Source organism: Parageobacillus toebii NBRC 107807, from assembly GCF_003688615.2.
GTDB lineage: Bacteria > Bacillota > Bacilli > Bacillales > Anoxybacillaceae > Parageobacillus_B > Parageobacillus_B toebii.
In genome coordinates this window covers 1,993,358-2,007,656 of the sequence record NZ_CP049703.1, presented here as the reverse complement: position 1 = coordinate 2,007,656, position 14,299 = coordinate 1,993,358, and the positions used below count along the sequence as shown (strand labels likewise).

14 protein-coding genes are annotated in these 14,299 nt (G+C 42.8%); all 14 read right to left on the bottom strand.

All coding sequences use genetic code 11. The features are described 5' to 3' along the window. Nucleotide 1 precedes the first annotated feature (1 nt). The 14 genes from dapG to infB all read right to left on the bottom strand — a co-directional run bounded on the left by dapG (nucleotide 2) and on the right by infB (nucleotide 14,284). Nucleotides 2–1,249 (bottom strand): aspartate kinase, encoded by a 1,248-nt coding sequence (gene dapG / locus DER53_RS10410; RefSeq protein ID WP_062753338.1) that lies wholly within the window; start codon nucleotides 1,247–1,249, stop codon nucleotides 2–4. 31 nt (nucleotides 1,250–1,280) lie between these two features. Next, entirely contained in the window at nucleotides 1,281–2,327 is a 1,047-nt protein-coding gene (gene asd, locus DER53_RS10405) for an aspartate-semialdehyde dehydrogenase (RefSeq protein ID WP_062678197.1), read from the bottom strand. 123 nt (nucleotides 2,328–2,450) lie between these two features. Beyond that, complete coding sequence (locus DER53_RS10400) at nucleotides 2,451–3,047, bottom strand: dipicolinate synthase subunit B (RefSeq protein ID WP_015863498.1); 597 nt, start codon at nucleotides 3,045–3,047, stop codon at nucleotides 2,451–2,453. Then, the gene (dpaA, locus tag DER53_RS10395; protein ID WP_062753339.1) at nucleotides 3,048–3,950 is read right to left on the bottom strand and encodes a dipicolinic acid synthetase subunit A; all 903 of its coding nucleotides are present in this window, start codon (nucleotides 3,948–3,950) and stop codon (nucleotides 3,048–3,050) included. It abuts the gene before it with no gap. Nucleotides 3,951–4,092: 142 nt separating this feature from the next. Next, on the bottom strand, nucleotides 4,093–4,332 hold the full coding sequence (locus DER53_RS10390; protein WP_015863496.1) for a YlmC/YmxH family sporulation protein: 240 nt from the start codon (nucleotides 4,330–4,332) through the stop codon (nucleotides 4,093–4,095). 107 nt (nucleotides 4,333–4,439) lie between these two features. Next, the gene (locus tag DER53_RS10385; RefSeq protein WP_062753622.1) at nucleotides 4,440–5,681 is read right to left on the bottom strand and encodes a M16 family metallopeptidase; all 1,242 of its coding nucleotides are present in this window, start codon (nucleotides 5,679–5,681) and stop codon (nucleotides 4,440–4,442) included. 13 nt (nucleotides 5,682–5,694) lie between these two features. After that, nucleotides 5,695–6,660 carry a polysaccharide deacetylase family protein gene (locus DER53_RS10380; RefSeq protein ID WP_062753342.1) on the bottom strand — a complete coding sequence of 322 codons (966 nt, stop codon included), beginning with the start codon at nucleotides 6,658–6,660 and terminating at the stop codon, nucleotides 5,695–5,697. Between the two features lie 89 nt (nucleotides 6,661–6,749). Next, nucleotides 6,750–8,888 (bottom strand): polyribonucleotide nucleotidyltransferase, encoded by a 2,139-nt coding sequence (gene pnp, locus DER53_RS10375; RefSeq protein WP_062753344.1) that lies wholly within the window; start codon nucleotides 8,886–8,888, stop codon nucleotides 6,750–6,752. A 159-nt stretch (nucleotides 8,889–9,047) separates the two neighbouring features. Next, on the bottom strand, nucleotides 9,048–9,317 hold the full coding sequence (rpsO, locus tag DER53_RS10370; protein WP_062753346.1) for a 30S ribosomal protein S15: 270 nt from the start codon (nucleotides 9,315–9,317) through the stop codon (nucleotides 9,048–9,050). Nucleotides 9,318–9,407: 90 nt separating this feature from the next. Next, nucleotides 9,408–10,391: a bifunctional riboflavin kinase/FAD synthetase gene (gene ribF / locus DER53_RS10365; RefSeq protein WP_062753347.1), complete on the bottom strand. Its 984-nt coding sequence runs from the start codon at nucleotides 10,389–10,391 to the stop codon at nucleotides 9,408–9,410. A gap of 39 nt (nucleotides 10,392–10,430) precedes the next feature. After that, nucleotides 10,431–11,339 carry a tRNA pseudouridine(55) synthase TruB gene (gene truB / locus DER53_RS10360; protein WP_062753349.1) on the bottom strand — a complete coding sequence of 303 codons (909 nt, stop codon included), beginning with the start codon at nucleotides 11,337–11,339 and terminating at the stop codon, nucleotides 10,431–10,433. Nucleotides 11,340–11,414: 75 nt separating this feature from the next. Further along, nucleotides 11,415–11,795 carry a 30S ribosome-binding factor RbfA gene (rbfA, locus tag DER53_RS10355; RefSeq protein WP_015863489.1) on the bottom strand — a complete coding sequence of 127 codons (381 nt, stop codon included), beginning with the start codon at nucleotides 11,793–11,795 and terminating at the stop codon, nucleotides 11,415–11,417. 15 nt (nucleotides 11,796–11,810) lie between these two features. Further along, nucleotides 11,811–12,089: a DUF503 domain-containing protein gene (locus DER53_RS10350; RefSeq protein WP_015863488.1), complete on the bottom strand. Its 279-nt coding sequence runs from the start codon at nucleotides 12,087–12,089 to the stop codon at nucleotides 11,811–11,813. After that, a complete protein-coding gene (infB, locus tag DER53_RS10345) occupies nucleotides 12,086–14,284 on the bottom strand; it encodes a translation initiation factor IF-2 (protein ID WP_062753351.1) in 2,199 nt (732 codons plus the stop codon). Before infB ends, DER53_RS10350 begins: the two co-directional genes overlap by 4 nt. Nucleotides 14,285–14,299: the final 15 nt, after the last annotated feature.

Below are 14,299 nucleotides of genomic sequence, written 5' to 3'. Positions count from 1 at the left end.
CTCACTCCAATTTTAAATCGTACTCTTCCGCCGATTCCTCGGAAAGATGGAATGCATCATGCAACGCGTTCACCGCTTTTTTCATATCTTCCTCTTTCACTAATACCCAAATGGTCGTATGGCTATCGGCTGATTGTAAAATTTGAATTCCTTGCTCAGAAAGAGCCGTAACGATTTTTGCCGTCACTCCAGGGACTCCAGCAATCCCTGCTCCGACTGTAGATACTTTCGCACATCCTGGTGTAACGATCGGTTCATAACCAATACGGCGAAGGGCAGCGACCGCTCGCTCTGTCATTTCACCAGAAACCGTATAAACAACACCGTTTGGCGAGATGTTAATGAAGTCGACGCTAATTCCTTCATTCGCCATCGCCTTAAAAACATCGGACTGCAATTCATAATGTCCCTCTTTCGCCTGTACTTTAATTTGCGTAATATTGGAAACATAAGTAATGCCAGTGACTAACCGCTCTTTTACATCGCTTCCTTTTTTCGAACGAATAGCAGATGTAACAAGCGTTCCTAAAGAATCGGAATACGTTGAACGAACGCGCAACGGCACTTTTGCCTGCATCGCAATTTCAACAGCGCGTGGATGAATCACTTTTGCCCCTTGATAGGCCATATTGCAAATTTCCGTATACGTGACGACATCGAGCGGACGGGCGTTTTCGACAATGCGCGGGTCTGCAGTCATCACCCCTTCGACATCGGTAAAAATATCGACCCATTCGGCGTTTAACGCCGCACCAAGCGCCGCCGCAGACGTATCGCTTCCGCCGCGCCCAAGCGTTGTAATATCGCCATTTTCTGTCGCGCCTTGAAAGCCAGCAACGACAACGACATCGTATTCGTTCAATGCTTTAAGCAGGCGTTCGCACCGCATTTCGATAATTTTCGCATTCGTATAATCATCGTTCGTTCGGAAACCTGCTTGCGCGCCAGTAAACGCAGTTGCTTTTATTCCATGCTTATTTAATAGATTCGTAAAAACAACGCTAGAAATAATTTCACCGCACGCCATTAGCATATCTTGTTCGCGCTTCGTGACATAATTGTTAGCCCCTCCGATGAGGCTAAGGAGCGTATCCGTCGCATACGGTTCTCCTTTTCGCCCCATCGCCGAGACGACAACAACTACTTTATAGCCGTCTTCAAGCGCTTTTTCAATATGCTTGCGTGCAAAATCACGCCCTCGTTCGTCACGGACGGATGTGCCGCCAAACTTCTGAACAATGATTTTCATGTTAACACCTCGATGTAATTCGCTTCTCTATTTATTTTACAATCCCTAGTTTAATTAAACTTTCCGCAATTTGCACGGAATTCCATGCCGCGCCTTTTAGTAAATTATCAGATACGACCCATAAATGGAACGCCCGGTCATGATCTAAATCCTTGCGAATTCGTCCGACAAACACATCGTATTTGCCAACACAATCAACTGGCATTGGATATACTTGTTCGCTTGGGTCATCTTGTAAAATGACACCCGGAGCATCTTTTAATACCGCTTTAATGTCGTCTGCACTGACTCCATCTTTTTCAATTTCAATATATACGGATTCCGAATGGCCGCTAATGACCGGGATGCGCACACATGTTGCTGCCACTTGCAGCTCCGGCATATGCATAATTTTTTTCGTTTCATTGATCATTTTCATTTCTTCAAATGTAAAGCCGTTTTCTTGGAATTTATCAATCTGCGGGATGGCATTAAAAGCAATTTGATAATGTTTACGGTCCGATTTTACTGGCAGAATTTCCGGTGTCACCGGCTCACCGTTTAACACCGCTTTCGATTGCGCCTTTAACTCCTCAATCGCCTGCGCCCCGGCGCCGGATACAGCTTGATACGTGGAAACGATCACTTTTTTTAGACCGAACGCTTGGCGAATCGGTTCAAGCGCAACGACCATTTGGATCGTTGAACAGTTCGGATTGGCGATAATGCCATTATGCCATGTTAAATCATTTTCGTTCACTTCAGGGACAACGAGCGGGACGTTTTCTTCCATACGAAACGCGCTCGTGTTATCGATCACGATTGCCCCGCGTTTGACCGCTTCCGGTGCCAATGCTTTGGAGACAGATCCGCCTGCGCTAAACAGGGCGATATCCACCCCTTCAAAGCTTTCCGGTTTTGCGGCTTGCACTTCGATTTCTTCGCCGCGAAAGCGCATTTTTTTTCCTGCTGAACGTTCTGATGATAATAATGTCAGCTTTCCGACTGGGAAATTTCTATTTTCGAGCGTTTGCACCATTTGTTGGCCAACTGCGCCAGTTGCTCCTACGACTGCAACATGAAAACGTCTTTGTTCCATGAACCATTCTCCTTCCGCATAGTCACTCAATCACATTGGTAAATTTATAGTTTTTATTTTACCATATTCCACTTTAAAGGAGTGAAAATTTTTATGCATAGGAGTGAGTTTTCTATCGATTGCTTATTGATCCCGGAATTTTTCAATAATGACCGGCTGAAGCTGTCTTCCTTCTAATGCGGCGAGGACCGTATCACGCAACAGCGACATTTTTGCCACCATCGAATTCGGTTTTGTATGCGGGGCGTCTTGGCCAAACGGAATAAAATAAATATTTTTCGCCGCCATTAGGCGCATTAAGTTTACCCCATTTAATCCTAACGCATCATTCGTGGAAATGCCAAGAACAACCGGGCGGTGATTACGCATCGTTGCCTTTGCTGCCATTAATACAGGCGAATCTGTCATCGCGTTAGCAAGTTTGCTCATCGAGTTTCCTGTCAGTGGGGCAATAACCATACAATCAAGAGGAATTTTCGGACCGAGCGGCTCTGCTTTGACAATCGTATCAATCACTTCGTTTCCTGTTATTTCTTCTAGCTTCTTCACCCATTCTTCTCCTTCGCCAAAGCGAGTGTTTGTCGTTTTTACCGTATACGTAACAATTGGCAATACTTCCGCTCCTTCGTTTACTAATTTTTCAATTTCCGGCATGACCGCGTCATACGTGCAATGAGAACCTGTCAACCCAAATCCGATTCGCTTTCCTTTTAAACTCATTTACACATTCCCCTTTCTTTTTTCTAAATCTGTATATAATAGTTGTGAAAGAACATTTGCGATAATTTGCCCTGCTGTTTTTGGCGCAACAACTCCCGGCAGCCCTGGTGCGAGGATCGCTTTTACTCCACGCTTTTCGGCGTAACGAAAATCGGTGCCGCCAGGCTTTGAAGCTAAATCAACGATAAGCGTATGCGCCGGCATTTTCGCGATGACACTTGCCGTTACAATTAAATGCGGAACGGTATTAATGCAAATATCGATATCCTGCACTTCTTTTTCTAAATCATTGAGATGAAACGGGGTAAGACCCATTTCTGTAATGCGGGCCAGATGCTCCGAGCGGCGTGCCCCTACTTTCACTTTTGCACCAAGTGCAGCAAATGTACGTGCAACCGTCATGCCGACGCGCCCAAGCCCAAGGACCGCTACGCGAGAACCATGAATCGTAAAATCGGTATGCTGAATGACAATCATGATCGTTCCCTCTGCGGTTGGAATCGAGTTATAAATCGCTACATCGTCGCGTTCAAATAATTGAACATATTTGCGGTCGACGGTTTTCATTAAATTGTCCAAGTAGCTATTACTAATCCCGGAATAGACCGTGCAATGCTTCGGTGTTTTTAACATCATTTCTTCTGTAAAGGGAATTGGTTCATGCGAAAACACGGTATTTACTTTTCCATCCGGAGTTGTTCCGTGAACCGGCAAAATAATCGCATCTAAATCGGCGAAATCGACTTCATCTATTCTCAACTTTGTCGCTCCCGTAAAATGATGCGCTAATTGATCAAAGCCAACTAAAGACAATTTCGCATCTAGCTCAATTAATTTGCGTATGACTTCTAATTGCCTTGCGTCCCCACCTATAATGGCAATATGCATGCCTGTTAGCATCATCGTGTATGCTCACCTTCTTTATGCGAAACTTATATTTTAGCTTTATTTCTTTTCACATCTTATGTAAAAAAGGAATTGTAGGTGAATATCTCCAGTTTAAAAGAAAAAAGTGACCGCCTTTGGCGATCACATGCACTCTTGATCATTCATCCGGAAAATCGATAATAATCATATCCGTACCAACTTTTTTTATATATTTCCACGGAACGCGAATTTCGCTCCCCTCTTTCCGAAATCCAAACCATTTTCCTGTCGGAATGAGCAATGCTTGAATTTGCCCAGTTTGCTCATTGATTTCCAAATCCGTCTGTCCTAGCACCCCGAGCCGTTCGGCGCGTCTTGCATCCACAATTTCTTTGCCGCTTAACTCGCTTAACCTCACCGCGTTCTCCTCCTTTCTTTTCTTTCTATTATTGTAAGATGAGGAAAATAAAAAAATGCCTGCATTTTAGCAGGCATTTTCGAACAACGATGTTGCTATCAACTTGCTTACGAACTGATTCGGTTCGGTAATTGACCGCTTGGACTAATTAAGGCAAGCGCATAATCTTCATTAAAAATACAACGTGCAAGTTCATTCACTTTTTCCACGGTTACGCTATTAATTTCCTCAATAATTTCATCAAGAGAACGATGGCGCCCAAGCAACAATTCGTTTTTGCCGTTGCGGCTCATCCGGCTATTTGTGCTTTCTAAACCTAACATTAAACTTCCTTTCATTTGTTCTTTACTGTTTTTTAGTTCTTTTTCAGTAATTCCATCTTCTTTTAATGCATCGATCGTTTCTTGTATCGTTTCAAATAACAAATCAAGCTGATTGTTGCCTGTTCCGGCATAAATCGCTAGTAATCCACTATCTTGGTAAGAAGAGTGATAAGAAAAGACCGAGTATGCTAAACCGCGCTGTTCACGGACCTCTTGGAAAAGACGACTGCTCATGCTGCCACCTAAAATATTATTTAAAATAATTAATGTGTAAATATCCGGATGGCCGACAGGAAGCCCATTGAATCCGATACATAAATGCGCTTGTTCCGTATCTTTTTGCCGCACTAATTTTTGCGGCTGAAATAACGGCGCTGGTGATTCGCTAGCTTTTTGTTTTGCCGTGAAAGAACCAAAATAGCTTTCCACTTGCTGAACAAAACTTTCGTCAACATTACCGGCAATGGAAATAACGACACGATCCGGAGTATAATAATCAGCCATATATCCGCGCAACGAATCGCTCGTAAACGTGCGCAGCGTTTCTTCCGTTCCTAAAATTGGATAACCAAGCGGATGATTCGCATAGCAAGCTTTGCTTAATAAATCATGAACAATATCATCCGGTGTATCTTCATACATTCTAATTTCTTCTAGTACGACATTTCTCTCCTTTTGTAATTCCTCATCAACAAAAGTAGAATGGAAAAACATATCTGCTAACATTTCGAGAGCAAATGATGCATGCTCATCTAATACTTTGGCATAATAGCAAGTATATTCTTTAGAAGTAAACGCATTTACTTGACCGCCAATACTGTCAAACGCTTCGGCAATCTCTCTTGCCGTGCGCGTTTTTGTCCCTTTAAAGAACATATGTTCTAAAAAGTGTGAAATTCCATTATTTTGCTCCGTCTCATTGCGTGAACCTGTTCCAATCCATATCCCGATCGCGACAGAACGCACTGTCGGAATTTGTTCTAGCACGATTCGTACTCCGTTTTTGCAAGTATATTTATTAATCAACATCACGTTCCTCCTATTTTTGTACAATTCTCTTTTCGTCTAATAATGTAGACACATTACCAATTTCATATTCTTTTTGCTGAATCGAAATAATAAGCGGCTCAAGCGCCTCGGCCGTTGATAGCGTTGGATGCATCAAAATCATTGCACCGGGATGAACTTTGGACATTACCCGTCTCACTATAACAGATGGAGACGGTTTTTGCCAATCAATTGTATCGACGCTCCACATAATTGTTTTCATATCTAAATCAGCGGCGATTTTCACGACATCATCACGATAGCTCCCGCTTGGAGGAGCAAACCATTTGCATTTCACCCCGGTTGTCGCTTCGATGATTTCGTTCGTTTTGACTAGTTCCTTGCGGATTTTTTCATTATCTAGCGACTTAAAGTCAGGATGGCTATATGAATGATTTCCTATTTCGTGACCAGCATCTACAATCATTTTTGCCATATCAGGATGATTTTTTACCCAACGCCCTTCCAAAAAAAACGTTGCCTTCACGTTATGCTTTTTTAAAATATCGAGCATTTTCGGAATATACTCATTTCCCCATGCCACATTGATGAGAAATGCGACCATCGGTTTATCCGGATGTCCCCGATAAATCGGTGCTGGCGGCAAATCTCCTAAATGAACACGTGGAGGAACTTGTTTGTACACAAGCTTCCGTTCATCAAACTTTCCTTCCTTTTTCATATTTTCATACGAAGCTTGCACATCGATTTTTAATCCGTTATAACCAGGCGTTGCTTTCCATACTCGATCGATGACCGCATCTTGTGGGGGAATTTCATACTGTTTTGCTTTTTCTACAATTTCTGCATAGAGCTTATCGGCTCCTTTCATATCCATAATATTCCCTTTTTGTGAAAAAACGGTAATATATTGGCTCACTGGTGGCTGATTGATGATGACCCAAACAAAGAAAAACATAATCGCCACCGATAAATAGCGGGTATAATTTCTGTTCACATCTGTCCCTCCTTTTATACTACAAATATGTGAAGAAGGGACAAGATAGAACTTTCCCCCACAACAAAGAAGCCTTAAGGAGCGAAATCCTAAGGCTTCATTCTATGCCGTTCCGGACGTTTGCCTTTTTTTTCCTTTTTCTCGCGCAATACTGCTTTTCGCGATAAATTAACGCGTCCTTGTTTATCAATTTCCATTACTTTTACTAAAATTTCATCGCCGATCGAAACGACATCTTCCACTCTTCCGACACGCTCTTCTGCTAATTCGGAAATATGAACGAGACCGTCTTTGCCGTTGAACAATTCAACAAATGCCCCAAATTTCTCAATGCGCTTCACTTTACCCAAATAAATTTGCCCGACTTCGACTTCGCGAACGATATCTTCGATAATCTGCTTCGCCTTTTGGTTCATCGCTTCGTTGACAGACGAGATGAAAATTGTTCCATCTTGTTCGATATCAATTTTTACGCCGGTTTCATCAATAATTTTATTAATTTGTTTTCCGCTTGGGCCGATGACTTCGCGAATTTTTTCTGGATTAATTTGCATCGTTAAAATTTTCGGAGCGTATTTCGACAACTCTTTGCGCGGCTCGCGGATCGTTTGCATCATATGTTCTAAAATTTCCATACGACCTTTTTTCGCTTGCTGGAGCGCTTCTTCTAATATTTCACGAGATAAGCCTTTAATTTTAATATCCATCTGCAAAGCGGTGACGCCTTTTGCCGTACCCGCTACTTTAAAATCCATATCTCCGAGATGGTCTTCAATGCCTTGAATATCTGTCAAAATCGTATAATTGTCATCGTTTTTCACAAGTCCCATCGCGATTCCCGCTACCGGTGCTTTAATCGGGACACCTGCATCCATCATCGCGAGCGTGCTTGCACAAATGCTAGCTTGAGATGTCGAACCGTTCGATTCTAGCACTTCGGAAACAAGGCGAATGGTATATGGAAATTCTTTTTCAGATGGAACGACCGGTTCTAACGCTCGTTCTCCAAGCGCTCCGTGTCCAATTTCACGGCGGCCTGGCCCGCGCATCGGTCCTGTTTCGCCAACCGAAAATGGCGGGAAGTTATAGTGGTGCATAAACCGTTTCGTTTCTTCAATACCAAGCCCGTCCAATATTTGTACATCGCCAAGCGCTCCTAACGTACAAACACTAAGCACTTGCGTCTGTCCGCGCGTAAACAGCCCTGAACCGTGCGTGCGCGGCAATACGCCGACTTCAGAGGAGAGAGGCCGAATTTCGTCAATCTTACGGCCGTCCGGACGTATTTTTTCTTCGGTAATAAGCCGCCGCACTTCTTCTTTAACAAGTTTATGCAAAATTTCATTTACTTGTTTTAATGTTTCTTCATCTGCTTCTTGTTCTTCGTATTTTGCGATGACACTAGCTTTTACTTCCTCAATTGCTGCATCACGCGCCAATTTTTCTGGCACTTGAACAGCTCGTTTAATATCCTCTTCCGCCAGTTGGCGAATTTCTGCTTCTAGTTGAGGATCAAGCTCATAAAGAACTACTTCCATTTTTTCTTTGCCTACTTGGGCGGCGATTTCCTCTTGGAAAGCGATCAGCCGTTTTACTTCTTCATGTCCGAACATAATCGCTTCTAAAATCACTTCTTCCGGCACTTCGTCCGCTCCAGCTTCGACCATATTAATCGCGTCTTTCGTGCCGGCAACAACAAGATGAATATCGCTTTTTTCCAATTGTTCGACAGTCGGATTAATCACAAACTCTCCATCCACACGGCCGACTGTAACACCGGCAATCGGTCCCTCAAACGGAATATCCGAAATCGTTAAGGCAAGTGACGCACCGAATAACGCCGCCATTTCCGGAGAACAATCTTGGTCTACACTCATGACCATCGAAACGATTTGCACTTCATTGCGGAATCCTTCCGCAAACAATGGACGAATTGGCCGGTCAATTAAACGGCTTGCTAAAATCGCTTTTTCACTAGGACGTCCTTCCCGCTTAATAAATCCTCCCGGAATTTTACCAACCGCATAAAGACGCTCCTCATAGTTGACCGTTAGTGGAAAAAAGTCGACGTTTTTTGCTTCTTTTGATGCCGTTGCTGTGTTTAATACCACTGTGTCGCCATAACGGACTAATACCGCTCCATTCGCTTGTTTCGCTAATTGGCCAATTTCCACGACAAGCGGCCGTCCAGCCCAGTCTATGGAAAAAATGCGTTTTTCTTGCTCCATATAAACGAGTACTCCTCTCTATGTACAAATCGAAAATAAACGAATGTATATACTGTTAGTATGGACGAATCATTGGCAATGTATCAGTTCCTATTTATTAATCATAGCGAAAAATCGCTTATATAACTAGCAAAAAAGCGGGAATGCTCCCGCTTTTTTTTATCGACGTAATCCAAGTTTGTTAATTAATTCACGATAGCGCGCAATATCTTTATTGCGTAAATAAGTCAATAAATTGCGACGTTTACCGACCATTTTAAGCAATCCGCGACGCGAATGATGGTCTTTCTTATGAACGCGTAAATGTTCATTTAAATTGTTGATTTGCTCTGTAAGGATAGCAATTTGCACTTCCGGAGAACCTGTATCGTTCTCATGAATTTTAAACTGCTCGATAATTTCTCTTTTACGCTCTTGTGTTAATGCCATCCTTATTCACCTCCTCGTTTATAAACCCCAATTACCTAGCAAGCGTCGGTGACTCGACTTGCCAAGCAATGGTTATTTTGCATACATTCATTAGAATACCTCTTTTTGCGATAAAATGCAAGTGTTTTCGGTGAAATTGCGAAAGTATGCTTGCGCTTTTTCTTTATCCCGCTTGATTTGCGCAATTAATTCATCCACGCTCTCAAATTTTTGCTCACTTCTTAAGCGCATATGCCACTCAATCGTCATCGTTTCCCCATAAATGTCTTCCGCAAAATCGAAAATGTGCACCTCGATATTCGGCATGCCTTCACGGGTAGAGTGAAAAGTCGGTTTATATCCAACATTGCACACCCCTTCAAATACGTCCGTCCCGATTTTTACTTTCACGGCATATACACCAACGGCCGGCAATAAATAATCATCATTTAACGCAATATTTGCCGTTGGAAATCCAATTGTTCTTCCGCGACGTTCGCCGTTAACAACCGTTCCTTCCACTTCATAAAAGCGGCCGAGCAAGCGCGGCAGTTGCTCTACCTCTCCGTTTTTCAGCAACTTTCGAACATAAGTGGAGCTTATTTTCTCTCCAGCAAAGCTCAATTTTGGAACCACCGTCTGCGTAAATTGATCACGCGAATGAAATGGCAATGTCTCCATTGTTCCTTTTCCAAGACGCCCGTAAGTAAAATCAAAGCCAGCAACAACGTGTTTCACATGAAAACCGATAATATACTGATCCACAAATTGTTGTGGAAACAATTGTGCAAACGCAGGAGTAAACTCAACGATATATAAAAAATCGACGCCAAGTTTGGCAATTAGCTGTTCTTTTTTCTTTAGCGGCGTAATCAAATGAACGTGTTTTTCCTTTTTTCCAAGCACGACAGAAGGATGGGGATGAAACGTCATTACCGCGCTTTTATATCCTTTCTCCGCCGCGATTTTCACTGCTGTGCGAATCACTTCTTGGTGCCCAAGATGAATGCCGTCAAAATAGCCAAGCGCCATAACAGTAGGGGGCAGCTTTTCTTTTTTTATATGATGGGGATGCGAAATAAACAATGTTTTCATTTTCTTTAATCACCTTCTGTTTTTTTGCAACTTTCCTTATCATCGAAGTACTTTTAATGGTTTCATTAAGTGAGGTTTAGTAGGATGTTTTATATAAAGGGCAAGTGCCTCTCTTTGCTTGCTTATCATTAATACCGGTCCCTCGAGCGACTGTAAAAAAGCTGGAAGCGGCAATATTGCTCCGTTTTTTACTTTCTCTGCTACTTTATCATTTATTTCATATTTCGGCAAATGAAAAAGTGCTTTGCCAATCGGCAGTAAAATCGACTTCAGTTGGCCGCTCTCTATGTACTGCTCTAATTGTTCAAATGTGACGCAATCTTGCAAGGAAAATGGACCGGATGCAGTACGAACAAGGTCGGACATATGGGCTGGGTAGCCAAGACGTTCGCCGATCATCACTGCTAATGTACGAATATATGTACCTTTGCTGCAAGTGACACGAAAGCGAAACGAAACGATGTCTCCTGCAAACGCGTCTCTTTCATCAAGCAATGTTAGTTCATGGATCGTCACAATGCGAGTCGGCCGCTCGACTTCAATGCCCGCACGCGCATATTCGTATAGTTTCTTTCCTTTCACTTTTACCGCGGAATACATTGGCGGCGTTTGCGCAACTTCTCCCGTCAATTGACGGAACACCGCTTCGATTTCATCGCGTGGAATAACACGGTCTACCTTTTGTTTTGCGATGATTTCACCTGTGCTGTCTTCCGTTGTCGTAGCAATCCCTAATGTAACCTCCCCCTCATATGTTTTCGTAGCCCCTGTTAAAAACTCAGCGATGCGCGTCGCTTTGCCAATGCAAATCGGCAATACTCCTGATACGTTTGGATCAAGCGTCCCTGTATGCCCTACCTTTTTTATTTGCAGCATGCGGCGAATGCGTGCAACACAGTCATGTGATGTCATTCCAGGCGGTTTATACAATAATAATACTCCGTCCATTTGCGCACCCTTTCTTAGTAAAATAACTTATGTATTATGTACATAATGGAAATGGATAGACAAATTGTCTATCCATTATTCCTCTTTGTTTTCCTCTTCTTTTTTCCCGCCTTCGTGCTCAGTGGAAATTTGGCGGATTAATTGCTCAATGCGATTGCCGTATTCGATCGATTCATCAATTTCGAAAAATATTTCTGGTGTTTTCCGCAAGCGAATGCGCTGCCCAATTTCGGAGCGGATAAATCCTTTTGCTTTTTCCAGCCCTTTTAAAGTGTTTTGGCGTTGTTCTTCATCACCTAACACGCTTATATACACTTTTGCTTGTTGTAAGTCGCCTGTGACGCGCACATCAGTAACAGTGACAAAACCGATACGTGGATCTTTTAATTTGCGACCAATAATATCGCTTAATTCTTTTTTCATTTGTTCACCGACACGTGTAGCCCGTAAATTCATTGCCAATCACCTCGATTAAAACCACTCAAATGTCGTAACCGTTCTTTCCAATTCCGGAAAGGAATCGATCAAAGCAAGCGCTCGCTGCAGCTCCCGCTCGGTTGTCACCCGATTGGACGTAATCGCGACAATCCCGAGCGTAGTCCGCTGCCATACGTTTTGGTGATCGATTTCGGCTATAGATATATTATACTTTTGTTTTAACCGTGTCATTATTCGTTGTAACACAGCACGTTTTTCTTTTAATGATTGCGCATCATAAATTACACATTCACAGGCGACAAAGCCGATCATTTTCTTTCCACTTCCTGCATAATATACGCTTCAATAACGTCTCCTTCTTTAATATCGTTGAAGTTTTTAATCGTCAAACCGCATTCATATCCTTGCATCACTTCTTTGACATCGTCTTTAAAGCGCTTCAAGGAATCGATTTCTCCTTCGTAAACGACAATGCCTTGACGGATCAGGCGCACTTTGCTGTCACGCGTAATTTTTCCATCTGTCACATAGCATCCGGCAATCGTTCCAACTTTCGATACTTTAAACGTTTGACGAACTTCCGCTTGACCGATGACTTTTTCTTCATATTCCGGATCAAGCATTCCTTTCATCGCTGCTTCAATTTCTTCAATAACCTTATAGATGATGCGGTGCAGACGAATGTCGACTTTTTCGGATTCGGCGACGCGTTTTGCATTGGCGTCCGGACGGACATTAAAGCCGATGACAATGGCATTTGAGGTCGTTGCTAAAAGAATGTCCGATTCGGTAATCGCGCCAACAGCGGCATGGATAATTTTGACGCGCACTCCTTCGACTTCGATTTTTTGCAGGGCAGCAACCAGCGCTTCAACCGATCCTTGAACATCCGCTTTGACAATAATATTTAATTCTTTCATTTCACCTTGTTTAATTTGTTCAAAGAGGTCATCTAGGCTAACGCGAGCTTTCATGTTGCGTTGTTCCATTAATTGTTTTTGTGCGCGCGCTTCTCCGATTTGCCGCGCTTTCTTCTCATCTTCAAACACCATGAAACGGTCTCCGGCTTGCGGTACTTCGTGAAGACCAGTGATTTCCACCGGTGTCGAAGGACCTGCTTCTTTCACACGACGCCCTGTATCGTTGACCATCGCCCGCACGCGGCCGTATGTGCAGCCAACAACAATCGGGTCGCCGACATGCAACGTTCCTGCTTGAACAAGCAACGTTGCCACTGGTCCACGGCCTTTATCCAGTTTTGCCTCGATAACAGTTCCGGTTGCACGACGATTTGGATTTGCTTTTAATTCTTCCATTTCGCTAACAAGCAAAATCATTTCCAATAAATTGTCAATACCTTCTCCTGTTTTTGCTGACAGTTTACAGAAGATCGTATCTCCGCCCCATTCTTCCGGAATAAGATTATACTCCATTAATTCTTGCATCACGCGATCTGGATTGGCATCCGGCTTATCCATTTTGTTGATGGCAACAATAATTGGAACATTTGCCGCTTTCGCATGGTTAATTGCTTCTACTGTTTGCGGCATCACCCCATCATCCGCAGCAACAACGAGGACAACAATATCGGTTACTTGCGCTCCTCTTGCCCGCATTGTTGTAAACGCCTCATGTCCTGGCGTATCAAGGAACGTAATTTTTTTATCGTTAACTGTCACTTGATATGCACCAATATGTTGCGTAATACCCCCTGCTTCTTGCTCCGTCACTTTGGAGTGACGAATCGAATCCAATAGCGTCGTTTTCCCATGGTCAACGTGCCCCATAATCGTGACGACCGGCGGACGTTCCACTAAATCTTCAGGATCATCGACAATTTCGATCGATTCAAAATTCGTTTCATCAATGACTACTTTTTCTTCGACTTCTACTCCGTAATCGGAACAAATAAGTTCGATCGCATCTTTATCTAACTCTTGATTGATCGTTGCCATAACGCCGAGCATAAATAGCTTTTTAATAATTTCTGAAGGTTCGCGCCCAAGTTTTTTCGCTAGTTCGGCAACCGTTAATGTTCCTTCAAACGTAATCTTCTTAGGAAGCTCTTTTTCTTTTTTCATTGGCTGCTCTTGTTGTACAGGCTGCTGTTCTTTCGCTTTTGCCTTCCCTTTAATTTTCTTTTTCTGTTGATGGAAAATTTTCTTTTCTTGCTGCTGTAATTGCAAATCGTGTTTTTTTCCTTCTTTCTTTTTGTTTGCCGCTTTTTTCTTCGGAACTTTTGTTTTCACTACTTCTTCATCTTCGTCATCAAAATCATCGACATAATTTTTCGGTTTTACTGGCGCCTTTTGTTTTTCCTTTGGAGCAGAAGCTTGCGGCCGCTCATTTTTTTTGTTGTACGTATGATCAAGCTTTTCGACAACTTCTGGTTCCAACGTTGCCATATGATTGGTAACTTCAATATTCATTTCTTTCAATTTATGAATGACGTCTTTACTCGGTACATTGTTTTTTTTCGCGTACTCATATACACGCATTTTAGACATAGATTCACCCCCATA

Coding starts and splice junctions, on each gene's coding strand:
- dapG (WP_062753338.1), bottom strand. CDS start 1,249: ATGAAAATCATTGTTCAGAAGTTTGGCGGCACATCCGTCCGTGACGAA.
- asd (WP_062678197.1), bottom strand. CDS start 2,327: ATGGAACAAAGACGTTTTCATGTTGCAGTCGTAGGAGCAACTGGCGCA.
- DER53_RS10400 (WP_015863498.1), bottom strand. CDS start 3,047: ATGAGTTTAAAAGGAAAGCGAATCGGATTTGGGTTGACAGGTTCTCAT.
- dpaA (WP_062753339.1), bottom strand. CDS start 3,950: ATGATGCTAACAGGCATGCATATTGCCATTATAGGTGGGGACGCAAGG.
- pnp (WP_062753344.1), bottom strand. CDS start 8,888: ATGGAGCAAGAAAAACGCATTTTTTCCATAGACTGGGCTGGACGGCCG.
- rpsO (WP_062753346.1), bottom strand. CDS start 9,317: ATGGCATTAACACAAGAGCGTAAAAGAGAAATTATCGAGCAGTTTAAA.
- ribF (WP_062753347.1), bottom strand. CDS start 10,391: ATGAAAACATTGTTTATTTCGCATCCCCATCATATAAAAAAAGAAAAG.
- truB (WP_062753349.1), bottom strand. CDS start 11,339: ATGGACGGAGTATTATTATTGTATAAACCGCCTGGAATGACATCACAT.
- rbfA (WP_015863489.1), bottom strand. CDS start 11,795: ATGAATTTACGGGCTACACGTGTCGGTGAACAAATGAAAAAAGAATTA.
- DER53_RS10350 (WP_015863488.1), bottom strand. CDS start 12,089: ATGATCGGCTTTGTCGCCTGTGAATGTGTAATTTATGATGCGCAATCA.
- infB (WP_062753351.1), bottom strand. CDS start 14,284: ATGTCTAAAATGCGTGTATATGAGTACGCGAAAAAAAACAATGTACCG.